Origin of the sequence: Aeromonas bivalvium (assembly GCF_000819765.1) — a bacterium.
Taxonomy (GTDB): domain Bacteria; phylum Pseudomonadota; class Gammaproteobacteria; order Enterobacterales; family Aeromonadaceae; genus Aeromonas; species Aeromonas bivalvium.
Genome location: NZ_CDBT01000008.1, coordinates 397,276 through 418,712 on the forward strand (window position 1 = coordinate 397,276; position 21,437 = coordinate 418,712).

Annotated in this window: 22 protein-coding genes and 1 riboswitch; of the genes, 16 read left to right on the forward strand and 6 right to left on the reverse strand. The window is 63.7% G+C overall.

What is annotated here, in order from left to right; genetic code table 11:
• The first annotated feature begins 40 nt into the window (after nt 1-40).
• The 7 genes from BN1119_RS02920 (at nt 41) to BN1119_RS02950 (ending at nt 5,429) form a co-directional block, all read left to right on the forward strand.
• A complete protein-coding gene (locus BN1119_RS02920) occupies nt 41-499 on the forward strand; it encodes a GNAT family N-acetyltransferase (RefSeq protein ID WP_041993853.1) in 459 nt (152 codons plus the stop codon).
• 106 nt (nt 500-605) lie between these two features.
• Nucleotides 606-1,508, forward strand: coding sequence for an ROK family protein (locus tag BN1119_RS02925; RefSeq protein ID WP_041993595.1), 903 nt, complete (start codon nt 606-608; stop codon nt 1,506-1,508).
• A gap of 43 nt (nt 1,509-1,551) precedes the next feature.
• A complete protein-coding gene (locus tag BN1119_RS02930) occupies nt 1,552-2,274 on the forward strand; it encodes a copper homeostasis protein CutC (RefSeq protein ID WP_041993597.1) in 723 nt (240 codons plus the stop codon).
• 201 nt (nt 2,275-2,475) lie between these two features.
• A complete protein-coding gene (locus BN1119_RS02935; protein ID WP_041993599.1) occupies nt 2,476-3,087 on the forward strand; it encodes a BamJ family beta-barrel-assembly machinery protein in 612 nt (203 codons plus the stop codon).
• 116 nt (nt 3,088-3,203) lie between these two features.
• Nucleotides 3,204-4,085, forward strand: coding sequence for an ABC transporter ATP-binding protein (locus BN1119_RS02940; RefSeq protein WP_041993601.1), 882 nt, complete (start codon nt 3,204-3,206; stop codon nt 4,083-4,085).
• 28 nt (nt 4,086-4,113) lie between these two features.
• The gene (locus BN1119_RS02945) at nt 4,114-5,127 is read left to right on the forward strand and encodes an ABC transporter permease (RefSeq protein ID WP_041993604.1); all 1,014 of its coding nucleotides are present in this window, start codon (nt 4,114-4,116) and stop codon (nt 5,125-5,127) included.
• On the forward strand, nt 5,112-5,429 hold the full coding sequence (locus tag BN1119_RS02950; protein ID WP_041993606.1) for a DUF2845 domain-containing protein: 318 nt from the start codon (nt 5,112-5,114) through the stop codon (nt 5,427-5,429). The genes BN1119_RS02945 and BN1119_RS02950 overlap by 16 nt, the downstream gene beginning before the upstream one ends.
• Nucleotides 5,430-5,484: 55 nt before the next feature.
• On the opposite strand, the gene BN1119_RS02955 is transcribed toward BN1119_RS02950, so the two are convergent.
• Nucleotides 5,485-5,700, reverse strand: a complete 216-nt coding sequence (locus BN1119_RS02955) for a DUF1107 family protein (RefSeq protein ID WP_041993856.1) — start codon at nt 5,698-5,700, stop codon at nt 5,485-5,487.
• Between the two features lie 374 nt (nt 5,701-6,074).
• On the opposite strand from BN1119_RS02955, the gene BN1119_RS02960 reads away from it, so the two are divergent.
• From BN1119_RS02960 to BN1119_RS02990, 7 genes are all read left to right on the forward strand, one after another.
• Complete coding sequence (locus BN1119_RS02960; RefSeq protein WP_041993608.1) at nt 6,075-7,094, forward strand: amino acid ABC transporter substrate-binding protein; 1,020 nt, start codon at nt 6,075-6,077, stop codon at nt 7,092-7,094.
• Between the two features lie 63 nt (nt 7,095-7,157).
• Complete coding sequence (locus BN1119_RS02965; protein WP_041993610.1) at nt 7,158-8,345, forward strand: amino acid ABC transporter permease; 1,188 nt, start codon at nt 7,158-7,160, stop codon at nt 8,343-8,345.
• A 67-nt stretch (nt 8,346-8,412) separates the two neighbouring features.
• Nucleotides 8,413-9,507, forward strand: coding sequence for an amino acid ABC transporter permease (locus tag BN1119_RS02970; RefSeq protein ID WP_041993613.1), 1,095 nt, complete (start codon nt 8,413-8,415; stop codon nt 9,505-9,507).
• A gap of 12 nt (nt 9,508-9,519) precedes the next feature.
• Complete coding sequence (locus tag BN1119_RS02975) at nt 9,520-10,263, forward strand: amino acid ABC transporter ATP-binding protein (RefSeq protein WP_041993615.1); 744 nt, start codon at nt 9,520-9,522, stop codon at nt 10,261-10,263.
• A gap of 150 nt (nt 10,264-10,413) precedes the next feature.
• Complete coding sequence (gene yfcD, locus BN1119_RS02980) at nt 10,414-10,902, forward strand: NUDIX hydrolase YfcD (protein ID WP_041993618.1); 489 nt, start codon at nt 10,414-10,416, stop codon at nt 10,900-10,902.
• Nucleotides 10,903-10,971: 69 nt separating this feature from the next.
• Complete coding sequence (locus BN1119_RS02985) at nt 10,972-11,445, forward strand: peroxiredoxin (RefSeq protein WP_041993620.1); 474 nt, start codon at nt 10,972-10,974, stop codon at nt 11,443-11,445.
• 145 nt (nt 11,446-11,590) lie between these two features.
• A complete protein-coding gene (locus BN1119_RS02990) occupies nt 11,591-12,556 on the forward strand; it encodes a calcium/sodium antiporter (protein WP_041993622.1) in 966 nt (321 codons plus the stop codon).
• A gap of 67 nt (nt 12,557-12,623) precedes the next feature.
• On the opposite strand, the gene BN1119_RS02995 is transcribed toward BN1119_RS02990, so the two are convergent.
• Nucleotides 12,624-13,775: a type III PLP-dependent enzyme gene (locus BN1119_RS02995; protein WP_041993626.1), complete on the reverse strand. Its 1,152-nt coding sequence runs from the start codon at nt 13,773-13,775 to the stop codon at nt 12,624-12,626.
• A gap of 506 nt (nt 13,776-14,281) precedes the next feature.
• Nucleotides 14,282-14,390, forward strand: a riboswitch (glycine riboswitch).
• 106 nt (nt 14,391-14,496) lie between these two features.
• Here BN1119_RS02995 and BN1119_RS03000 point away from each other — a divergent pair.
• Nucleotides 14,497-15,873, forward strand: a complete 1,377-nt coding sequence (locus BN1119_RS03000; protein WP_041993629.1) for an alanine/glycine:cation symporter family protein — start codon at nt 14,497-14,499, stop codon at nt 15,871-15,873.
• Between the two features lie 87 nt (nt 15,874-15,960).
• Here BN1119_RS03000 and BN1119_RS03005 read toward each other — a convergent pair whose 3' ends face one another.
• Together BN1119_RS03005 and BN1119_RS03010 are read right to left on the reverse strand one after the other, a co-directional pair.
• Nucleotides 15,961-16,662 carry a lipoyl protein ligase domain-containing protein gene (locus BN1119_RS03005; RefSeq protein ID WP_041993632.1) on the reverse strand — a complete coding sequence of 234 codons (702 nt, stop codon included), beginning with the start codon at nt 16,660-16,662 and terminating at the stop codon, nt 15,961-15,963.
• A 96-nt stretch (nt 16,663-16,758) separates the two neighbouring features.
• Nucleotides 16,759-18,150 carry a nucleobase:cation symporter-2 family protein gene (locus BN1119_RS03010; RefSeq protein ID WP_041993635.1) on the reverse strand — a complete coding sequence of 464 codons (1,392 nt, stop codon included), beginning with the start codon at nt 18,148-18,150 and terminating at the stop codon, nt 16,759-16,761.
• Nucleotides 18,151-18,394: 244 nt separating this feature from the next.
• Between BN1119_RS03010 and BN1119_RS03015 the strand changes: the two genes are divergently transcribed.
• Nucleotides 18,395-19,510 carry a GGDEF domain-containing protein gene (locus tag BN1119_RS03015; protein WP_041993638.1) on the forward strand — a complete coding sequence of 372 codons (1,116 nt, stop codon included), beginning with the start codon at nt 18,395-18,397 and terminating at the stop codon, nt 19,508-19,510.
• A gap of 45 nt (nt 19,511-19,555) precedes the next feature.
• Here BN1119_RS03015 and BN1119_RS03020 read toward each other — a convergent pair whose 3' ends face one another.
• Together BN1119_RS03020 and BN1119_RS03025 are read right to left on the reverse strand one after the other, a co-directional pair.
• Nucleotides 19,556-19,804, reverse strand: coding sequence for a YciN family protein (locus BN1119_RS03020; protein WP_041993640.1), 249 nt, complete (start codon nt 19,802-19,804; stop codon nt 19,556-19,558).
• Between the two features lie 116 nt (nt 19,805-19,920).
• Nucleotides 19,921-21,300 (reverse strand): MATE family efflux transporter, encoded by a 1,380-nt coding sequence (locus BN1119_RS03025; RefSeq protein ID WP_041993641.1) that lies wholly within the window; start codon nt 21,298-21,300, stop codon nt 19,921-19,923.
• Between the last annotated feature and the right edge of the window lie 137 nt (nt 21,301-21,437).

Below are 21,437 nucleotides of genomic sequence, written 5' to 3' on the forward strand. Positions count from 1 at the left end.
GGCGACCCTGCGTCTGGCCCGGCTGCAAGATGCCGCCGCCATGACGGTGCTGCAACGGGCCAGCTGGCTGGCGGCCTATGGCGAGGTACTGGGCCCCGAGCTGCTGGATGCGCTGGCGCCCGGGGTCCACTTGCAGCTGTGGCGTCGGCGGCTCGCGGGGGACGATCCCAAACCCATGCTGATCTGCATCGAACAGAGGGTGATAGGCCTGCTCTACTGGCAGCATCAGGAAGGGGAGACCGGGCCCGAGGCCCATATCCGCGCCCTCTACCTGCACCCGGCCCACTGGCGCCAGGGTCACGGCAAACGGCTGTGGCAGGCGGTGGCGATGCAGATGCGGCGAGCGGGGTTCGAGCGGGTCAGTCTCTGGCTGCTGGCGGGCAATCGGGTCGGGGAGGGGTTCTACTTGAGGCGCGGCTTTCGCTTCGACGGGGAGCAGCGCACCCTGACCCAGCGGGGCCAGCCCTGCCTGCAGCGAAAAATGTGCCGCCTCTTGTGACGGGCCGCCAGTTTTACGGTGTGGGTCACTTTATTTTTTTTGCGAATTAATACAATGACCCGCTCAGGAATAGCGTCGTTTTCTCAAGCAGCAAGGGAGTGTGGGCATGTATTACGGTTTCGATATCGGCGGCACCAAGGTGGCATTCGCCATCTATGACGGCGCCTTGGCCCTGTGTCACGAGGAGCGGCTCGGGACGCCGGGAGACGATTACGCGGCGCTGCAGCGGCTGATCCTCGACAGGGTGCTGGCGGCGGACAAGCGCTATGGCGTGCGTGGCATGGTCGGGATCGGTTTTCCCGGCATCCTCAATCGCAGCGACAAGAGCATAGTGGCCGCCAATCTGCCCTGCATCAATGGCCGTCATCTGGGGGCGGATCTGAGTGCCTTGCTCGACCGTGAGGTGCGGGTCGACAACGACGCCAACTGCTTCCTCTGGTCCGAGGTGCATCAAGGGGCCGCCGAGGGGGCCGAGTCGGCCCTGGCTGTCACCATCGGCACCGGGATCGGCGGCGCCGTCTACGTCAACGGGCGCCTGGTGCAGGGACGCAACTGGCTGACGGGAGAGATAGGCCACTACCCGTTGCCCGGCACCATTCTGATGAAATACCCCGACTTGCCGCGCCCGCGTTGTGGTTGCGGCCGGCTTGCCTGCTTCGAGACCTATGCCTCGGGTACCGGTCTCGAGCGCCTCTATCAGCAGCGAAGCGGCGAGCGCATCTCGGGCCAGCAGATAGTGGCCCGCTTCGAAGCCAGGGAGCCGAACGCCGTCACTGCCCTGGATTGCTGGCTGGAGATCATGGCGGCGGGCCTGGCCACCGCCCTCTCCGTGCTGGATCCCGAGGTGGTGGTGCTCGGTGGCGGCCTGTGCGGCCTGCCCGCACTCTACGAACAATTGCCGCTGCGCCTGCCGGGTCATCTGTTGCCCGGTGTCGCCCTGCCCGAGATCCGCCAGGCCCGGTTTGGCGGCGCGGGCGGGGTGCGCGGTGCGGCCCTGCTTCATCTGTGAGACTCGACAACGGGTCTCACCTCACCCATCACGAGGAGATATCATGACCCGTCTCGAAGTCTGCATCGACAACCTGGAGTCCCTGTTCATCGCCCAGGATGCCGGGGCCGATCGTATCGAGCTCTGCTCCGCCCTCGCCCTCGGCGGTCTCACCCCTTCCTATGGCCTGATGCAGCAGGCGGCGCGCCATGGCCGTGTTCCCATCTATGCCATGATCCGTCCCCGGGCCGGGGATTTCTGCTTTGGCGAGCTCGAGTTCGAGCTGATGCTGCAAGACATAGCCGCCGCCCGCGCCGCCGGCCTGCAGGGGGTGGTGGTCGGCCTGCTCGACCCGCAGGGGCGGGTGCCAGGAGACAGGCTGAGGCAGCTGGTGGCGGCGGCCGGCCCCCTGGGGGTCACCTTTCACCGCGCCATCGATCTGTGCAGCGACTGGCGGGCGGATCTGGAGGTGATAGTGGGGGCGGGGTGCGAACGCATCCTGAGCTCCGGCCATGCTCCGACCGCCCTGGCGGGGCTGGAGACGCTGCAGGCCATGGCCCAGGCCCTGGCGGGGCGTGCCAGCCTGATGCCGGGGGCCGGCGTCAATGCCGACAACGTGCGCACCATACTGGAGTTCACCGGGGTGAACGAGGTCCATATGTCCGGCATGGGCTGGCGTGGCGGCATGGTGCCCCATGGCGTCAACATGGGGACCTCGGATGACGGCCGCGTCAATATCACCGACGGTGCCAAGGTATCGGCGGTGCGGGCCCTGCTGGATCAGTAGGGGTTGAGTTCAGACTCGATCGGGGTCATCCTCGCTGACCCTGGTGCCGGCGGTGGCCAGGCCCTTGGCCCCGCGGCTTCCCCTGGTCGGAGTGGACCGGGTGGGTCCGGCGCAGGACGGGGAGCCCTGACGGCAGCACCCGGGTAAAAACTCTGTTATCATTCCCGCTCTTTTGACACATGGACCCGGAGCAGAATCTCAATGTCCCAATACGACTCTATCGAACAGAAGGCCAGCTATGGCATCGGCCGCAACATGGGTGATCAACTGGCACAGCAAGCCTTCGCCGGTCTGGATATCCCCGCCCTGCAACAGGGTCTGGCAGATGCCCTGAACGGTCTGGAGTTCGCGGTCAGCCGCGACGATATCAATGACGCCTTCCAGGTGATCACCAGCCGCATGCAGGCCGAGCAGGAAGTGGCCGCCAAGGCCGCCGCCGCCGAAGGCGAAGCCTTCCTGGCCGATAACGCCAAGCGCGATGGCGTGCAGGTGACCGATTCCGGCCTGCAGTATGAAGTCATGGTTAAAGGCGATGGCGCCGTGCCGGTTGCCGGCCAGTCCGTGCGTGTGCACTACCACGGTACCTTCACCGACGGTGGCGTATTCGACAGCTCGGTCGCCCGTGGCGAGCCGGCTGAGTTCCCGGTCACCGGCGTCATCGCCGGTTGGGTTGAAGCGCTGCAACTGATGCCGGTTGGCTCCAAGTGGAAGCTGTTCATCCCGCAGGATCTGGCCTACGGTGCCCGTGGTGCCGGCTCCATCCCGCCGTACTCTGCCCTGGTATTCGAAGTGGAGCTGCTGGACATTCTGTGATCCAGCCTGCTTGCTGCAAACGGCGACCCTGGGGTCGCCGTTTGTTTTTGGCCTGCGGCAAAGATGGGACGGATCCCCGGTTTTCGTTATAGTCGAATGAGCCAGGGGAGGAAGCCATGCCAGCCATCATAGAGGTCGTCGATCTCGTCAAGCATTTCGCCGGGGTCAAGGCGGTGGATGGGCTCAGTTTTGCCATAGCGGCGGGCAGCTGTTTCGGCCTGCTCGGTCCCAACGGGGCCGGCAAGACCACTACCATAGAGCTGCTGGAGGGGATCCTCACCCCGGACAGCGGCCGCATCCTGTTCCATGGCGCGCCGCCCGGTGCCGATTATCGTGGCCGCATCGGCATCCAGTTCCAGCATACGGCGCTGCAGGATTTCCTGACCGTGCGCGACACCCTGCGCCTCTTCTCCCGCCTCTATCCCCGGCCCTTGCCCCTCGATCTGCTGATCCACCTCTGCGCCCTCGAGGATTTCGTCGATCGGGACAGTCGTCGCCTCTCCGGCGGCCAGCGTCAACGGTTGCTGCTGGCTCTGGCCCTGCTGGGGGATCCCGAGCTGCTGTTTCTCGATGAACCGACGACCGGGCTGGATCCCCAGGCCCGTCACCATTTCTGGGACAGGGTCAAGGCCATCAAGGCCCAGGGCAAGACCATAGTGCTGACCACCCATTACATGGACGAGGCGCAGCAGCTGTGCGATCGCATCGCCATCGTCGACCATGGCCATCTGCTCAGCCTGGATACCCCCCAGGCCCTGCTGGACCAGCATTTCGAGGGGGTGCTGGTGCGCCTGTCCGATCACCCCGCCCTGGCCAGTCTGGGGCTGCCTTGCACCCGGCAGGGAGGACAGGTGGAGCTGGTCTGCTCCGACGTGGCGAGTCTGATGCCGCGCCTGCTGGCGTTGCAGGTGCCCCTGACCGGCATGCAGATCCGCTCTCCCAACCTGGAGGATCTCTTCCTCAAGTTGACCGGCCACAGCCTGAGGAGCGGTGCATGAACCTGGGCCTGACACTGAGGAGTCCAAGATGAGCGACAGCCTGAGGCGCATCGGCGCGCTTTTCCATGCCCGCAACCTGGAGTTCGTGCGCGACAGGGCCGCCCTGGCCTGGAATCTGCTGGTGCCCCTGTTGCTGGTGCTGGGGTTCTCCCTGATCTTCTCAGGCAACCAGCGCCCTCTGTTGCAGCTCGGGGTGGTGGGGCCCCTGCCTCCTGCCTATCAGGCCCTGGAGACCATTCCCCAGCTCAGGCTGGTGGAGTACGAAAGCCTGGCTTCGGCCCAGCGCAAGGTGCGCCACCATCAGCTGGATCTGCTGCTCAATCCGGCCGGGGGCAACTACTGGGTGAATCCGGACTCGCCGGGGGGAGGGCTGGCCGAATACCTGCTCAAGGGACACAGCCTGACGCCATTGGTGCGCGATACCCTGCCCGGTCAGGCCATTCGCTATGGGGACTGGCTGCTGCCCGGGGTGATCGGCATGAACCTGATGTTCTCGGGCCTGTTCGGCGTCGGGTATGTGATCGTGCGGTATCGCAAGAACGGGGTGCTCAAGCGGCTGAGGGCGACCCCGCTCAGTGCCGCCGAGTTTCTCTGCGCCCAGCTGTTGTCGCGCCTTGCCATCACCCTGGTGGTGAGTCTGCTGGTATTTCTGGTCGCCCACTGGCTGCTGGGGGCACCTCTGCTCGGCTCTGGCTGGCTCTTGCTGCTCATCGCCCTGCTGGGTGGGGCGGCCATGGCGTCCCTGGGTCTGCTGGTGGCGGCCCGCCTCCAGAACGAAGAGCTGGCCAGCGGTTTGCTCAATCTCATCAGTCTGCCCATGATGTTCTTGTCCGGTGTCTGGTTCTCTCTGGAGGGGGCGCCCGCCTGGTTGCAAGGGGTGGCGGACCGTTTGCCGCTGACCCAGATCATCGCCGCGGCGCGGGCCGTGATGCTGGAAGGGGCCGGCTGGCAGGAGGTGGCGAGCCCCCTGGCTCAGATCGCCCTGTTTACCCTGGTCTGCGTCACCCTGGGTGCCGCCCTGTTCAGATGGAACGCCACATGAAACGACTGATCACGTCTTGCCTGCTGCTTGCCCTGACGCTCCCCGCCTTTGCCGCCACCCTGCGCTGCAAGAGCGACCTGCTGACCGAGGGGGACAGCACGGCCCTGCTGCTGGTGCGCTGCGGCCAGCCCATGCTCAAGGAGGAGTTGACCCGTTATGAGGAGAACGGCTTTGGCGTGCGCATGACGGTCAAGTATGCCGAACGCTGGACCTACAACTTCGGCAAGAGTCAGTTCATGCAGTTCGTCACCGTCGAGAACGGGGTGATCACCGCCATAGAAGATGGCCCGCGCGGTCAGTGACCGGCGAGCCGAAAAAAATCAGATGGAAGCAAAGGACCAATAAGACTCGCGGAAGTTATCCCAACAGCTGGCTGTCCTGACGCAGGCAGCGAACCGCCCGGTTTACCCTCATCGCCAGGCTCAAGGTCTGCCGGCAACTCAGGCTCTCCAGATTGATCTCGCCCCCGGTAAATTCAAACTGGCCCATCTCCTCGACCATGAAACTGCCGCGGTGAAAACTCTTCACGTAACGCGCTATCTGGCGGGGGGACAAACTCTTGAACACCTTCATCACGACCATACCCTCTCGTTTGGACAGGGCACACTATGGCCGCATCCCATGACAAAAATATGAATCATCTGAGTCAGTTGTAATAAAAAACCTGCCCACTTATGGGGCAGGGCAAAAATAGCGGGAAAAATATCCACACGGTATGGCTGGGAAAGTTCGGTATGTTATTTGGTCAACATGGGTCTATTTTTTATTCATAAGGTGTATATCGGGCCTGGAAGTGATGTTGTGCTGTTGCACCATTTCTGTGCCGGTTTGCACCGATTGACAGGCTTTTTTCGGGCTGGATAAGCTGCAAAAAAGTGAGGGAAGGGAGAAGGTCATCGGCAGGTTGCGGTGATGTCTATTCGAGTCGAACCACAGGGAAGAGTGATATGAAACAGATACATAAGCTTGGTGTATTGGTGGCGTTGTCGCTGGCGTCAGCCAGCGTCCTGGCCGAGGGAACCCTGGATACGGTCAAGAAGAAGGGGTTCGTGCAGTGCGGGGTGGGGGACGGTCTGCCCGGCTTCTCCAACCCGGACGCCAAAGGCACCTGGACCGGCCTGGATGTGGACGTGTGCCGCGCCGTCGCCGCCGCCGTGCTGGGCGATGCCAACAAGGTCAAATATGTCTCCCTGACCGCCAAGGAGCGCTTCACCGCCCTGCAGTCCGGTGAAGTGGACATGCTCTCGCGCAACACCACCTGGACCCTGACCCGGGATGCCTCCCTTGGTCTCACCTTCGCCGGGGTCAACTACTACGATGGCCAGGGCTTCATGGTCTCCAAGGCTCTGGGGGTCAAGAGTGCCAAGGAGCTTGATGGCGCTGCCGTCTGCATCCAGTCCGGTACCACCACAGAACTCAACCTGGCCGACTATTTCCGCGCCAATGGCGGCATGAAATACAGTGCCGTGGTGTTTGATACCTCGGATCAGACCGTCAAGGGATTCGAGGCTGGACGCTGCGACGTGCTGACCTCGGATCAATCCCAGCTCTACTCCCTCAAGATCAAGCTCTCCAAGCCGGAGAACGCCGTCGTGCTGCCGGAGGTGATCTCCAAGGAGCCCCTGGGACCCGTGGTGCGCCAGGGGGATGAACCCTGGTTCAAGGTGGTGCGCTGGAGCATGAATGCCCTGCTCAACGCCGAAGAGGCCGGGGTCACCAGTGCCAACGTGGACGAGATGCTCAAATCTCCCAACCCCGATGTGCGGCGTCTGCTGGGGCTCGAGGATCCCAAGGGCGGCGTGCTCGGCCTGGATGACAAGTGGGCCTACAACATCATCAAGCAGGTCGGCAACTACGGCGAGATATTCGAGCGCAACGTGGGGGCCGGATCTCCCCTCAAGATAGATCGCGGCATCAATGCGCTGTGGAACAAGGGTGGCCTGATGTACGCGCCTCCCATTCGCTAGCAGTGCGGGGGGCCAAGGCCCCCCGTTTTCCCTCTTGCCTTGGCTTTGTCGGAGTAAATCCCTATGGCGTCACATCCGCACGACCAGAGGAAAGTACAGGGCCGCTGGTGGTATGACGCGAAGGTAAGGGCGCTGATCTTCCAGTGTCTGGCCGTCGCGGCTGTCCTCGGTTTCCTGTTCTACATCATCAGTAATGCCCTGGCCAACCTGGAGGCCCGCGGCATCACCACAGGGTTTGGCTTTCTCGGCAACACGGCCGGTTTCGGCATCTTGCAGAGCCTGATCCCCTACGATGAGACCCACACCTTCGGCCGTACCTTCCTGGTCGGCCTGCTCAACACCCTGCTGGTCTCCGCGCTGGGGATCATATTGGCGACCCTGCTCGGCTTCGTGCTGGGGGTGGCTCGTCTGTCGAAAAACTGGCTGGTGTCGCGCATTGCCACCATCTATATCGAGACCTTTCGCAACATCCCCCTGTTGCTGCAGATCTTCTTCTGGTACTTCTCCGTGCTGCGCACCCTGCCGTCGCCGCGCGCGAGCGTGGATCTTGGCGGGCTGGCCTTCCTCAACGTGCGGGGGTTCTATCTGCCCAAGCCCCTGTTTGAGGAGGGCTTTGGCTACGTGCTCTGGGCCTTGCTGCTGGCGCTGGCGCTGAGCTGGGGGTTGAGGCGCTGGGCCCATCGCCGCCAGGAGCTGACCGGCAAGGCATTCCCGGTCTGGCTCAGCGCCCTGGCGCTGATCCTGCTACTGCCGCTGGCGACCTTCTGGCTGGCGGGCAGCCCCATAGGCTGGAGCCTGCCCACCCTGCAAGGGTTCAACTTCCGTGGCGGCCTGACGGTGCTGCCCGAGCTGGTGGCCCTGCTGCTGGCACTGACCATCTACACGGCGGCCTTCATCGCCGAGATAGTGCGATCCGGCATCCTGGCCATCAGCCATGGCCAGACGGAGGCGGCCTCGGCACTCGGGCTATCCACCTCCAGAACCTTGCAGCTGGTGGTCATCCCCCAGGCCATGCGGGTCATCATACCGCCCCTCACCAGCCAGTATCTGAACCTGACCAAGAACTCGTCCCTGGCGACCGCCATCGGTTACCCGGATCTGGTGTCCGTCTTCATGGGCACCACCCTCAACCAGACCGGGCAGGCGATCGAGGTGATCGCCATGACCATGGGGGTCTATCTCGTCATCAGTATCGGCACCTCCATCCTGATGAATTTCTACAACCGCAAGATGGCGCTGGTGGAGCGCTGAGGAGATCCCATGAGATGCAGCCAAGGTATCACCTCTGGCCTTCATCGGCAGATGAGAGGGGGGCGCCATGTACGTCAATGAGTTGCAAGAGGCACTGCCGCCCCCCTCGGGTCGGCGCGGCCTGCTCGCCTGGTTGAGGGCCAATCTGTTTCCCAACTGGTGGAACGGTCTGGTGACCCTGGCACTGATCTATCTGCTGCTGCCCGCCATCTGGCATCTGATCGACTGGGCCCTGATCTCCGCGACCTGGAGTGGCAGCAGCCGGGCCGACTGTGGCCAGGAAGGGGCCTGCTGGCTGTTTATCGAGAGCCGTTTCGGCCAGTACATCTATGGCTTCTATCCGGTGGATCAACGCTGGCGGGTCAACATCGTATTTGCTGGTATGGCGAGCTTGCTGGCACTGCTGATCTGGCCCAGAACGCCGCACAAGGGTTGGCTGGCACTCTTTACCCTGCTGGTGTTTCCCTGCATAGCCTTCGTGCTGCTCCATGGCGGCTTGGGGCTATCCCAGGTGGAAACCAACCTCTGGGGCGGTCTGATGCTGACCCTGGTGCTGGCGGTGGTGGGCATCGCCGTGGCTCTGCCTTTCGGCATCTTGCTGGCGCTGGGGCGCCGCTCCCACATGCCCATCATCAGCAGCCTCTCCACCGTCTACATCGAGTTCTGGCGCGCGGTACCGCTCATTACCGTGCTGTTCATGGCCTCGGTCATGCTGCCGCTGTTCGTGGCGGGAGAGGTGGAGTTTGACAAGCTGCTGCGGGCCTTGATCGGCATCATCATGTTCCAGTCGGCCTACGTGGCCGAGGTGGTGCGCGGCGGCCTGCAGGCGATCCCCAAGGGGCAGTACGAGGCGGGGGATGCCCTTGGGCTCTCTTACTGGAAAGTGATGGGGCTCATCATCATGCCCCAGGCCCTCAAGATCACCATTCCCTCCCTGGTGAACACCTTCATCGCCCTGTTCAAGGACACCAGCCTGGTGCTGATCATCGGTCTGTTCGATCTGCTGGCCATCTCCAAGGTGGCGTTGGCGGACCCGCAATGGCTCGGTTTCTCCACCGAGGCTTATGTGTTCATCGCCTTGATCTTCTGGATGTTCTGTTTTGGCATGTCCCGTTATTCCATCTACCTGGAGCGCAAGCTGCACACGGGCCACAAGCGTTAGGAGCTGTCGATTATGGAAAACAACTATGTGGTCGAACTCAAGGGTGTCAACAAGTGGTATGGCGAGTTCCATGTGCTGCGCAACATCAACCTCAAGGTGAGCAAGGGGGAAAAGATAGTCATATGCGGCCCCTCTGGCTCCGGCAAGTCCACCATGATCCGCTGCATCAACCGGCTGGAGGAGCACCAGCGGGGTGACATCCTGGTCAAGGGGATGGCGCTCACCTCGGATCTCAAGAACATAGAGACGGTGCGGCGCGAGGTGGGCATGGTGTTTCAGCACTTCAACCTGTTTCCCCACCTGACGGTGCTGGAGAACTGCTGCCTAGCGCCCATCTGGGTCAAGCAGCTGCCGAGGCGGGAGGCGGAGCAGATCGCCATGACCTTTCTCGAGCGGGTACGGATCCCGGAGCAGGCCCTTAAGTATCCGGGGCAGCTCTCCGGCGGCCAGCAGCAGAGGGTCGCCATCGCCCGCAGCCTGTGCATGAACCCCCAGGTGATGCTGTTTGACGAGCCGACCTCGGCGCTGGATCCCGAGATGGTGCGGGAGGTGCTGGACGTCATGGTGGAGCTGGCCAACGAGGGGATGACCATGCTCTGCGTCACCCATGAGATGGGGTTTGCCAAGCAGGTGGCCGACCGGGTCATCTTCATGGACAGGGGCCAGATCATCGAGGAGAACGAGCCCGAAGCCTTCTTCGAGCACCCCCAATCCGATCGCACCAAGCTGTTCTTGTCCCAGATCTTGCACAACTGAGGCGGGCATCGTCATCACGCAGGCGCCGACAGGCGCCTTTTTCATGGCGGGCACTGGCCCATGAGGGCGAGGAAAAGGGGCTAAGGCGGATCCGGCCAGGGGCCGCGCCATGTATACTGCGGCGTCAGCAGCATGTTTCGGAGAACGGCAATGGAGTGGGTCGACGTAGTCGATGAGCAGGACAATGTCATCGAGGTCGCGGATCGGGCGCGGGTGCGCCGGGAGAATCTGCGCCATCGCGCCAGTTACATACTGGTGCTGGGGGAGGGGGATCAGATACTGGTACAGCGACGTACCCTCGGCAAGGATTTCTGTCCCGGCATGCTGGACGCCTGCGCCGGCGGCGTCATGACGGTGGGGGAGCAACCCCTGGCCAGCGCCTTGCGCGAGCTGGGGGAGGAGCTGGGGATAGACGGGGTGGTGCTCCATGACCATGGTCGCTTCCTGGCCGAAGGGGACCATTACCGGGTGTGGGGCTACCTCTACAGCTGTCGCTACCAGGGGCCGCTGCAATTGCAGGCCGAGGAGGTGAGCGCCGTGCACTGGATGAGCCTGACGGAGATAGCCAGCCGGGCCGCCGAGTTCACCCCCGACTCCCTGACAGCCCTCGCCCACTGGCAGGCGAGGGGCGGCGCCTGAGTCTAGCCTGCACGGCGCGCGCATCTGGGGTAGACTGCGAGTCATCATTCACCGTCAGGAAGACCCATCATGATAGCCATTGGCCAGCCACTGCCCGCGGGCGAATTCACCATCATCACGGACGAGGGCAGGCAGACCCTGGATACCCGGGCCCTGTTCGCGGGCAAGAAGGTGGTGTTGTTCGCCGTGCCCGGCGCCTTCACCCCCACCTGCTCCAACGCCCACCTGCCCGGTTATGTGGTGCTGGCGGACGAGTTCACCGCCCGGGGGGTCGATGCCCTCTACTGCCTCTCGGTCAACGATGCCTTCGTGATGAAGGCGTGGCGGGACGCCCAGGGGGCGCAGGCCATCACCATGCTGGCGGACGGCGATGCCAGCTGGACCCGCGCCCTGGGGCTGGAGAAGGAGACGGGGGCCTTTGGCGGCGTGCGGGCCCAGCGTTTTGCCCTGATCGCCGAGGATGGGGTGGTCAGGGCGCTGCGGGTAGAGGAGCCGGGCAAGTTCGAGGTCTCGGATGCCGCCAGTCTGCTCACCCTGGTGTGACGGTTAATCAAGGCTTAGTTACCCCTTGAAAACCGCCTTTGCTCGGTTACACTGGCGCCGGCACGGCCCTCTGGGCAGGCGCCCCCTGTTGATGCCGTGATGACCACGGCGCCCCCAAGCACAACCCCGACTGGAAAGAAGACGTATGACCCTGGCTTTTGTTGCCCTGATTGCCGGACTGGCCCTGCTGGTCTGGAGCGCGGATAAGTTTGTCGATGGTGCCGCCGCCACCGCCCGTTACGCCGGCATGCCGCCCCTGCTCATCGGCATGGTGATCATCGGCTTTGGCACCTCGGCCCCCGAGATGGTGGTCTCCGCCTTGGCCTCCCTGCAAGGCAACCCCGGGCTGGCCCTTGGCAATGCCTATGGCTCCAACATCACCAATATCGCCCTGATCCTGGGCCTGACCGCCCTCATCAGCCCCATCGCCGTCTCCTCCCAGGTGGTACGCAAGGAGATCCCCATCCTGCTCGGCATCACCCTGCTCTCCGGCGCCCTGCTGATGGACGGTCACCTGGGGCGCACCGACGCCCTGATCCTGGGACTGGTCTTTGTGGTGCTGATGGGCTGGTCCATCTGGGCCGGGATCACCGGCAAGGGGGATGCCCTGGATGCGGACGTGAACGTGGAGATAGACAGCGAGGCCATGCCGCTCAAGAAGGCCATCTTCTGGCTGCTGGTGGGTCTGGTGCTGCTGGTCGGAGCCTCCCGTTTGCTGGTGTGGGGCGCGGTGACCATAGCCCAGGGCTTTGGCATCAGCGATCTCGTCATCGGGTTGACCATAGTCGCCATCGGCACCTCCCTGCCGGAACTCGCCTCCTCCCTGATGGCCATCAAGAAGAAGGAACATGACCTGGCCCTGGGCAACGTGCTCGGTTCCAACCTGTTCAACACCCTGGCCGTGGTCGGCATCGCCGCCGGCATCGCGCCCCTGGATGTGGACCCGGCCGTGCTCTCCCGTGACTGGAGCCTGATGATGGGGCTGACCCTGCTGCTGCTGGTGATGTGCCTGGGCCGCAAGGGCCAGGGCCGCATCAACCGGGTAGAAGGGGGCTTGCTGCTCTGCGTCTTCATCGGCTACACCGGCTGGTTGCTGGCCAGCCAGTTCTGATCCACGCCATGAGCGAAACGAAGAGGGGGAGCCAGTGGCTCCCCCTCTTGTCATGGGCCGGCCCGTCTCAGGCGGCGGCCACCAGCTTCTGGCCCTGGGCCGCGCTATCGAGGATCAGGATATTGGCCTTGGGGAAGAAGTTGAAGGTGGAGGCCGAGGCCCAGGTATAGGCCCCCATCACCTTGCCGATCACCAGCTCGCCGATCTCGAGGTCCGGCAGCATGATGCCGTCGCGGATCACGTCCACGCTGTCGCAGGTGGGGCCGGACAGCACCGCATTGTGCAGTTCGCCGCGGGCATAGGGAGTGCTCACCGGGTAGGTGACGTGATCGTAGAGCTGGCCGTTGTAGCTGCCGTAGAGGCCGTCATCCAGGTAGTACCAGATCTTGTCGCCGCGGTGGGCCTTGCCCATCACGCTGGCGACCGAGGTCATGGCTGGCGCGCTGATGAAGCGGCCCGGCTCGGCAATCTTCTGCACCGTAGCGGGCAGCTTGGCCAGGGCGGCGCGGATCGGGGCGCAGAAGCCGTCGATGTCGAACTCGCCGCCATCATAGTCGACCGGGAAACCACCGCCGATATCCAGCACCCAGGGCTTGAGCCCGAGCGCCCAGGCCTGCTCCATGATGTCGCGGCAGGCATCGATGGCCTGTACGTGGCGATCGCTGTTGGGTACCTGGGAGCCGACGTGGAAGGAGAGCCCCATCACCTTGATCCCCTTGGCCTGGGCCAGTTGCAGCAGCGGCAGAGCCTGCTCCGGGGTGCAGCCGAACTTCTTGGAGAGGTCGACCTTGGTGTGTGGATTGGGGAAGCTGACCCGCAACAGCAGCTGCACCTCGTCCTTGTAGGGCAGGAATTTCTCCAGCTCCAGGGGATTGTCGTAGACGAAGACGGTGCAACCATACTCCAGCGCATAGCGGATATCGCTGTCGCGCTTGATGGGGTGGGTGTGGATGCAGCGGCCCGGCCGCACCCCTTGTGAGCGCACCAGATCCACCTCGCCATTGGTGGCCAGATCGAAACAGGCTCCCTCTTCCTTGAGCACGGAAACGACCGCCTCGTGGGGCAGGGGCTTGAGTGCATAGTGCAGCCGCACCTCGGGCAGGGCGGCAGACAGGGCCCGATACTGGCGGCGCACGGCGGCCTTGTCGAGCAGCAACAGGGGGGATCCGAATTGTTCAACCAGCTGGCGGTAATCTTGCGCCACAAGGGTCTCTTTCATTGTCTTTTGATCATCCTTAGGGGGCGGGTCTGCCCTAGCCTTGGTTTGTTGAGACGGCAACGGCCGGCTCAGGCGAGCGGTCCGGAAGGGACCTATCCTGCAGGTTGCATAACTTCCATGATTGCTGCTTGGATATGCGCGCAATTATCGGTTTATTGACTTGTCATGCAAGCATTTTGATTGGCTATGTCGGCAAGTTTTTCTGGTCGAGACGAAAGGGAAAATTGATATCCCAGGAAAAAAGAGAAGGAGAGGAGGGGGGAGGCGGGCTCTGGTGAGACGCGGTCTAACCATCTGATAATTAACAATCTATTTACCTTTGGCCGGATGTGGTGGCCAAGGGCGAAAAAAAGGGATTGTTGCGAGACAGATCACAATATTTTCGATTACTATGCCGCCTCCTAATCCAAAACTAGTTCGGATGAAGGTAGCAGGAGAGCGATGGGCAACCATCCACCGAAGAAGTGAATCTTTCAGGTACCGGGCAACCGGTGTGGACTGCTACTGGACGATACTCTGGAGAGACCCGTTCAATCGGGCGCCGAAGGAGCAAGGCCTTGTTTATCAATGATATTCAGGCCGGAAACTCTCAGGCAAAAGGACAGAGGGGATGGGATGGTTGTACCTGGGCTTGGCCCGCATCCGATCACCCTCTGGTGATCGCGACTATTTGGGAAGATCATCCTTCTCCTCCTTAATCGTTGTTTTTTAAGGAGGATGCATGTCATCAATTCAATCGGCGCTTGCCGCCATCGATAGCTTTGTCTGGGGTCCGCCCCTGCTGATCCTGCTGGTCGGGACCGGTGTCTATCTCACCTTTCGCCTCGGCCTGCTGCAACTGGTGCGGCTGCCGCTCGCCCTCAAGCTGGTCTTTGGCCGCGATCAGGGCCAGGGCAAGCAGGGGGACGTCTCCAGCTTCGCCGCGCTCTGTACCGCCCTCTCGGCCACCATAGGCACAGGCAACATAGTCGGGGTCGCTACCGCCATCAAGCTGGGGGGCCCGGGCGCTTTGTTCTGGATGTGGATGGCCGCTCTGTTTGGCATGGCCACCAAGTACGCCGAGTGCCTGCTGGCGGTCAAGTATCGCCAGACCGACGCCAACGGCCAGATGGCCGGTGGCCCCATGTACTATCTGGAGAAGGGGCTCGGCTCCAGGCCGCTGGCCAGGCTGTTCGCCCTGTTCGGCATAGGGGTGGCCTTCTTCGGCATCGGCACCTTCCCCCAGGTCAACGCCATCTCGGACGCCATGAGCCTCTCCTTCTCGGTACCCCGGGAAGCGACCGCCGTGGTGCTGACCCTGGCTGTGGCCCTGGTGACCCTGGGAGGCATTCGCTCCATCTCCAGCGTGGCCAGCAAGGTGGTGCCCTTCATGGCCATCTTCTACATCCTCGCCTGCGCCGGTGTGTTGGTGAACAACGCTGGCGCCCTGCCCGAAGCGGTGATGTTGGTCATAAACAGCGCCTTCACCGGCCATGCGGCCACCGGCGGTTTCGTCGGCGCCGGCATCATGCTGGCGATCCAGTCCGGGGTGGCGCGGGGGGTTTTTTCCAACGAGTCGGGTCTGGGTTCGGCCCCCATAGCGGCGGCGGCGGCCAAGACCAACTCCTGCGTGGAGCAGGGGCTGGTCTCCATGACGGGCACTTTCTTCGACACCCTGATCATCTGCACCATGACCGGGCTGACTCTGGTGGTGACCGGGGCCTGGAGTGGCGAGCTCAGCGGCGCCGCCATGACCAGCGCCGCCTTCGCCCAGGGGCTGGATGCCCGGATCGGCCAGTATCTGGTGAGCATTGGCCTCTTGTTCTTCGCCTTCACTACCATCCTCGGCTGGAACTACTACGGCGAGCGCTGCACCGAGTATCTGTTCGGGGTCAAGGGGATCAAGCCCTATCGCCTCGTCTATCTGGCGCTGGTGGCGAGCGGGGCCTTCCTCCATCTGGATCTGATTTGGCTGCTGGCCGACATCGTCAACGGCCTGATGGCGGTGCCCAACCTCATCGGCCTGATTGGTCTGCGTCACGTGGTGATCGCCGAGACCCGGGCCTACTTCCGTCGGGACAGCGATACAGAGTCCGAGCCCGAGCCGCAGACGGCCTGATCCCGCGACCATCCATTCAAAATGAAAGCCACGACTCGGGTCGTGGCTTTTTTGTTGGCCTGTAGAAGGGCGTGGGCAAAGGAGGGGCTAGTCAGCCGTCAGGCGCTGCTGCAGTCGGTGGCTGATCTCTGTCACCAGTTCGCCATCGCTCCCCTGCCACTGTAGGGCTTGCGCCAGGGTGGTGGAGGTGCCGGGTACAAAGCGCAGCTCCCCGCCAGCCAGTTCATAGAAGCGGCTCGCCATCCGGGTACCCTCGTCCACGTCCCCCTCGACCAGCACCATGGCCTGAGCCAGCACGGCGCCTGCGTGATCCTGGCCCGGCGCCAGCCAGCGCTGGGCGGTGCCGGTCACCTTGCGACCTCCGATCACCAGATTGTACTGGCCGTCGCAAAAGGAGCCGGGCACGAAGTCATAGCTCCCCGCAAGGCCGTATTGCGCCAGCAAACCTAGCAGCGGGGCCCCCAGCAGCCGGTAGTAGTGGCCAAGATCCGTGCTGGTGCGGGGCAGCATGAGCGACAGATTGAGGATGCCGGCACCGTGGGGCACGGCGGTGCCGCCGCTGTCGCGCACAAACACAGGCCAGCCTTCCCTTGCAAGCCGCTCGCAGGCCGCCTGATAGCGGGGCAGCCGGGTGTCCTTGCGGGTGACGATGAGGCATTGGGGCCCCTGCCAGAGATGGGCACGGGCCACTGTGTCGCGGGCACACACCTGCAGCCAGCGCTGCTCCTCGGCCAGGATCTGGTCGGGTGTCTGGTGGGCGGGAGGTGGGGGCAGCAGGGTATAAGGCATGAAGGCATCCTGACGCTTGGGCTGGCAAGCACAGTACCCGCGACGGGAGGAGAGGTAAAGCCCCGCACGGCGGGGCTTTACCGGTTCATTGAGGGGTCAGGCCTGGGCGCCAGCGCGCTTTGGCAGCAGCAGGTTCAGCAGGATGGCGGTGAGGCCGCCGGTGGCGACGCCGTAGGAGAGCACGCTCCTGGCGAGCTCGGGCAGGTGCTGCAACACCTCGGGCACCTGCGCCACCCCCAGCCCCATGGCGAGCGACACGGCGAGGATCATCAGGGCGCGGCGGTCCAGCTCCTCGCGGGAGATGATGCGCACTCCCGCCGCGGCTATGGTGCCGAACATGACGATGGTGGCGCCGCCGAGCACGGGTTCGGGGATCTGCTGCACCAGGCTCGCCACCGCCGGGAACAGGCCGAGCAGGGCCAGCATGGCGGCGATGAAGAGGCCGACGTGGCGGCTGGCGACCCCGGTCAGCTGGATGACGCCGTTGTTCTGGCTGAAGGTGGACATGGGGAAGGTGGAGAAGAGAGCCGCCAGCATGGAGTTGCAGCCATCCGCCAGCACGCCGCCCTTGATGCGGCTCATGTAGAGGGGGCCGCTGACCGGCTCCCCCGAGACATCCGAGGTGGCCGTCATGTCGCCGATGGCTTCGAGCGCCGTCACCACGAAGATGATGGCGAGCGGCACGAACAGTTGCCAGTCAAAACCGAGGCCATAGCGCAGCGGCGCCGGGATCATCAGCAGGGGCCCGCTCAGGACAGGGGCCTGTACCTTGCCCATCAGCAGGGCGACGCCGTAACCGACCAGCATGGCGATCATGATGGCGGAGAGGCGCAGCCAGGGGTTGTGGCTGCGTTGCAGCAGCACGATGAGGCCCAGCACCAGCAAAGAGAGGAAGAGGTTGGAGTGGCTGGCGAAGCTGCCGTCGGCCAGGGCGCCATAGCCGCCCCCCATGCTGATGAGGCCCACCTTGATCAGGGTCAGGCCGATGAGCAGCACCACTATGCCGGTCACCAGGGGGGTGATGATCCGGCTCACCAGATGCAGGCAGCGGCTGAGCACCACCATGGTGAGGGCGGCCACCAGCATGGTGCCAAACAGGGTGCCGAGCAGATCCTCGGTGGGCATGGCTGCCTGCTTGAGGGCGAGGCCGGAGGCGATGATGGGGCCGAGGAAGTTGAAGCTGGTGCCTTGCACCGACAGCAGTCCCGAGCCGACGGGGCCGAGGCGGCGGGTCTGGATGAAGGAGGCGATGCCGGACATGACCAGGGACATGGAGACGATGTAGCGGGTGTCGTCTGCGGGCAGGCCGAGGGCATTGGCGATGATGAGGGGCGGGGTGATGATGGCGACAAACATGGCGAGCATGTGTTGCAGGGCGGCGAACAGGGTCTGGGGCAGGGGAGGCACCTCGTTGATGCCGTAGACCAGATCCGGATGGGGGCGTCGTTCGGACTGGTCGGTCGCGCGCTGGGGAACAGCCTGTTCCATAAATACCTCTGTGTGCTGGGAGTGGGGAGAAATTTTGGCGGCTATTGTAGTGACTGAAGGGGGGAGATCCAGCGGCAAATGGCGCTCAACGGGTTTATTTGTCGCGAGGTTGAAACGTTTGCGTGCCAGTAATATGATCCGCCGGTTTGCGTCCGGCCCGATCGGTAAAAATCGCGGGATGACCCGGGTTTTTTGCCGCGCATCGGCGTAAAATGAGCCCCTCTTTGCGATCTGGAGACGCTGGATGCTGAAGTTGTCGGAGTTCTGGAGTGCCCGCGCCCACTCGGAAGACTTTACCCTGACCCGGATGGGGTTCATGACGGTCAGGCTGCGACTGCTCACCTGCCTGCTGATGGTCGGCATTCCCGCCTGGGGTCTGGTGGACTGGCTGACCCTGGACGAGGCGCAGTTCGGTGAGCTGATCAAGGCGCGGGCCTTCTGCCTGCTGGCCCTCTCCCCCCTGATCCCGCTCTCCTACCTGATCCACTTTCGCCGGGAGCGGATGAAGCTGGCGCTCGGCTACCTGATGACGGTGATGATGCTGTTCTCCCTGTTCTGTCTGGCCAGCTTTGGACCGGATCAGCCGCTGCAGGCCGGTTACAGCGCCTTTCCCTATCTGCTCATCAGCCTGTTTGCCATCTTCCCCGTGCCCCTCTCCCTCAGCCTGCAACTGGCGGCCTGCATCCTGCTGGCCATGCTGGGGGGCAACTGGTTGCTGCTGGGCCAGCCTCTGCTCGGTGGCGCCACCCTGGATCAGGTCTGGCTGCTCTGCCTGTTTGCCCTGGCCAGTGCCTGGGTGCAGTGCGGCCAGCTCAATATGCTGCTGCAGCTCTATCGGGAATCCACCACCGACGAGCTGACCGGCATGATGAACCGGCGCCTGCTGATGAAACGGCTGGAGCAGGCCCGCGCCCGCTTCCTCTACCAGCAGCAGGGTTTTGCCCTGCTGCTGCTCGATCTCGATCGCTTCAAGCGGATCAATGACACCTTCGGCCACCTGGCGGGGGATGCGGTGCTCAAGGAGGTGGCCGCCAGCCTGGCGGAGCAGCTGGAGCCGGGCATGGTGCTGGGGCGTTACGGCGGCGAGGAGTTTGCCGTCCTGCTGCCTCGCTGCGAGGGGGCCGGACAGGCGAGGGAGTTTGCCGAGCGGCTGCGGCTCGCGGTGGAGGCGCGTCTCATCAAGAGTCCGACCAGCGAGGAGCTGCTGGAGGTGACCGTCAGCATAGGGGTGGCCATGATGCAGCCATCCGAGTCGGTGGAGAGCCTGCTCAACCGGGCCGACGAGCGGCTCTATCAGGCCAAGGTGGCGGGCCGCAACTGCGTGGTGGGGCCGGAGGCCGCGGCGGCGCGGGTCGCCTGAGGCGGGCGGGATGGAGAGGGGATGCCATGGCATCCCCTCTTGCCGTCAGGCCAGTCGGTACTTGTCCGAGAGCCGGTGGGCCAGGTACTTGAACATGTTGAACACCGCCATGGTCTTGGGGGTGGGTGTGCCATCCTGGTCGAGGAAATACTCCCCCTTGAACACCAGCACGTCCCCGCGCTGCTCCACGGCGTCGGCGCGCATGCCGTGGATGAAATCCTCGTGGCTGCGGATAAGCTCGTTGGCCAGGGTGAGCAGGGCCTCCTGACTCAGGGTCTCTCTTTGTGTCTGCATCGTCTCTCTCCTAACCTGGGCCGCCCTGGGGCCGCCCGTCACAGTATCGGCCATCAGCATACACCGGGGAGCCCGGCCACTCTTTGATTTGCTGCAACTTGTGCCCGTGGCGCAACCTAGTTGATGACCAGGTTGCGCAGCCAGCGGCGGCGACGCACCCGGCGCTGGACCAGCCACATCTTGCTCACCTCCTCGAGCAGCACCACGGCGGCGACCCAGGTCAGCGGCCAGCCGAGCCAGCTCACCGCGACCCAGGCCAGCGGCAGCCCTATGCACCACATGGCGATGATGTCGATGAGGATGCTGTAGTTGACGTCGCCCCCGGAGCGCAGCACCCCGACGATCCCCACCATGTTGAACACCTTGATCAGCATGCCCAGACAGAGGATGCCGAGCACCTGGCCGGCCTCGGGCAGCAGGTCGGCGGGCAGGTTGCCAATCCAGAGCAGCAGGGGCGCCTGCATGAACCAGACGAAGAGGCCGACCAGGAGGGCGCCAAGCGGTGCCAGCATCAGCAGCAGCTGGGACTCCTGCCAGGCGGCCTCGTACTCCTCGGCACCGAGGCGGTGACCGAGCAGGGTGGCACAGGCCACCGCCAGTCCGAAGAAGAGGGAGATGAGGATCCCCTCCAGGGCCCCGAGGGTGGTCATGATGGCCAGGGAATCGACCCCCAGGTGGGCATAGAGGAAGCCGTAGAGCAGCATGCCGAAGGCCCAGAGCCCGTCGTGGAGCAGCAGGGGCAGGGCGATCAGCACGAAGCGGCGCACCTCCCTGTGGGAGAGGGCCAGCAGCCAGTCGGGGCGACGGGGCAGCAGGCGCCCCTCCTTGTGCATCACATAACCGATGAGCAGGGCGGTTTGCAGCAGGCGCGACAGCGTGGTGCCCCAGGCCGAGCCCGCCACTCCCATGGCCTCGAAGCCGAAGTGGCCGAAGATGAGGGCATAGTTGAGGATGACGTTGGCGATGATGGCAATGATCCCGATCCGGGTCGGGGCCGCCGCGTTGCCCACCGAGCGCAGCGCCGCCTCCAGGGGCACCACCAGGGCGGTGCAGAGGATGGTGGCCCCGGTGATCATCAGGTAGTGATCCGCCAGGGGGCGCAGCACGGGATCCTGGCTGGCGAAGCCGAGCACGCTGCCGGGGGAGAAGGTATAGAGCAGGGCGAAGGGCAGGCTGACCAGCAGGGATCCCAGCAGGGCCAGGGTGAGGGCCCGGCGTACTCCGCCCATGTCACCGCGACCATAGTATTGCGCCGCCAGCACGGAGACGCCGCCGGAGAGGCCGGCTATCACCAGCAGGTTGAAGAAGAAGACCCGGTTTCCCAAGCCGACGGCGGCGACCTCGGTCGCCCCCAGCTGGCTCACCATCATGATGTCGATGAGGCCAAGCAGGGAGAACATCATGGATTGCAGGGAGACGGGCAGGGCCAGTCGCCACAGCCTGCCCATGAACGCCTTGTCGGTGGTTTGTTTGAAAATCGCTTGCCAATAGTTCATCGCTGTTAACCGGGTGCTGGAAAGCCAAAGTAGATAGCCGGTATCATAGGCGCTGTTGCTGAAATGACCGCTGTGAGCGGCTATCGTCTTCTTTGTGCAAAACTATCCATTGTCGATTCATTTTCGACATCGCATCG

Excerpts from the sequence above, each read along its gene's own strand:
- BN1119_RS02920 (WP_041993853.1), top strand. The coding sequence starts at position 41 with ATGACGGTGCTGCAACGGGCCAGCTGGCTGGCGGCCTATGGCGAGGTA.
- BN1119_RS02925 (WP_041993595.1), top strand. The coding sequence starts at position 606 with ATGTATTACGGTTTCGATATCGGCGGCACCAAGGTGGCATTCGCCATC.
- BN1119_RS02930 (WP_041993597.1), top strand. The coding sequence starts at position 1,552 with ATGACCCGTCTCGAAGTCTGCATCGACAACCTGGAGTCCCTGTTCATC.
- BN1119_RS02935 (WP_041993599.1), top strand. The coding sequence starts at position 2,476 with ATGTCCCAATACGACTCTATCGAACAGAAGGCCAGCTATGGCATCGGC.
- BN1119_RS02940 (WP_041993601.1), top strand. The coding sequence starts at position 3,204 with ATGCCAGCCATCATAGAGGTCGTCGATCTCGTCAAGCATTTCGCCGGG.
- BN1119_RS02945 (WP_041993604.1), top strand. The coding sequence starts at position 4,114 with ATGAGCGACAGCCTGAGGCGCATCGGCGCGCTTTTCCATGCCCGCAAC.
- BN1119_RS02950 (WP_041993606.1), top strand. The coding sequence starts at position 5,112 with ATGGAACGCCACATGAAACGACTGATCACGTCTTGCCTGCTGCTTGCC.
- BN1119_RS02955 (WP_041993856.1), bottom strand. The coding sequence starts at position 5,700 with ATGAAGGTGTTCAAGAGTTTGTCCCCCCGCCAGATAGCGCGTTACGTG.
- BN1119_RS02960 (WP_041993608.1), top strand. The coding sequence starts at position 6,075 with ATGAAACAGATACATAAGCTTGGTGTATTGGTGGCGTTGTCGCTGGCG.
- BN1119_RS02965 (WP_041993610.1), top strand. The coding sequence starts at position 7,158 with ATGGCGTCACATCCGCACGACCAGAGGAAAGTACAGGGCCGCTGGTGG.
- BN1119_RS02970 (WP_041993613.1), top strand. The coding sequence starts at position 8,413 with ATGTACGTCAATGAGTTGCAAGAGGCACTGCCGCCCCCCTCGGGTCGG.
- BN1119_RS02975 (WP_041993615.1), top strand. The coding sequence starts at position 9,520 with ATGGAAAACAACTATGTGGTCGAACTCAAGGGTGTCAACAAGTGGTAT.
- yfcD (WP_041993618.1), top strand. The coding sequence starts at position 10,414 with ATGGAGTGGGTCGACGTAGTCGATGAGCAGGACAATGTCATCGAGGTC.
- BN1119_RS02985 (WP_041993620.1), top strand. The coding sequence starts at position 10,972 with ATGATAGCCATTGGCCAGCCACTGCCCGCGGGCGAATTCACCATCATC.
- BN1119_RS02990 (WP_041993622.1), top strand. The coding sequence starts at position 11,591 with ATGACCCTGGCTTTTGTTGCCCTGATTGCCGGACTGGCCCTGCTGGTC.
- BN1119_RS02995 (WP_041993626.1), bottom strand. The coding sequence starts at position 13,775 with ATGAAAGAGACCCTTGTGGCGCAAGATTACCGCCAGCTGGTTGAACAA.
- BN1119_RS03000 (WP_041993629.1), top strand. The coding sequence starts at position 14,497 with ATGTCATCAATTCAATCGGCGCTTGCCGCCATCGATAGCTTTGTCTGG.
- BN1119_RS03005 (WP_041993632.1), bottom strand. The coding sequence starts at position 16,662 with ATGCCTTATACCCTGCTGCCCCCACCTCCCGCCCACCAGACACCCGAC.
- BN1119_RS03010 (WP_041993635.1), bottom strand. The coding sequence starts at position 18,150 with ATGGAACAGGCTGTTCCCCAGCGCGCGACCGACCAGTCCGAACGACGC.
- BN1119_RS03015 (WP_041993638.1), top strand. The coding sequence starts at position 18,395 with ATGCTGAAGTTGTCGGAGTTCTGGAGTGCCCGCGCCCACTCGGAAGAC.
- BN1119_RS03020 (WP_041993640.1), bottom strand. The coding sequence starts at position 19,804 with ATGCAGACACAAAGAGAGACCCTGAGTCAGGAGGCCCTGCTCACCCTG.
- BN1119_RS03025 (WP_041993641.1), bottom strand. The coding sequence starts at position 21,300 with ATGAACTATTGGCAAGCGATTTTCAAACAAACCACCGACAAGGCGTTC.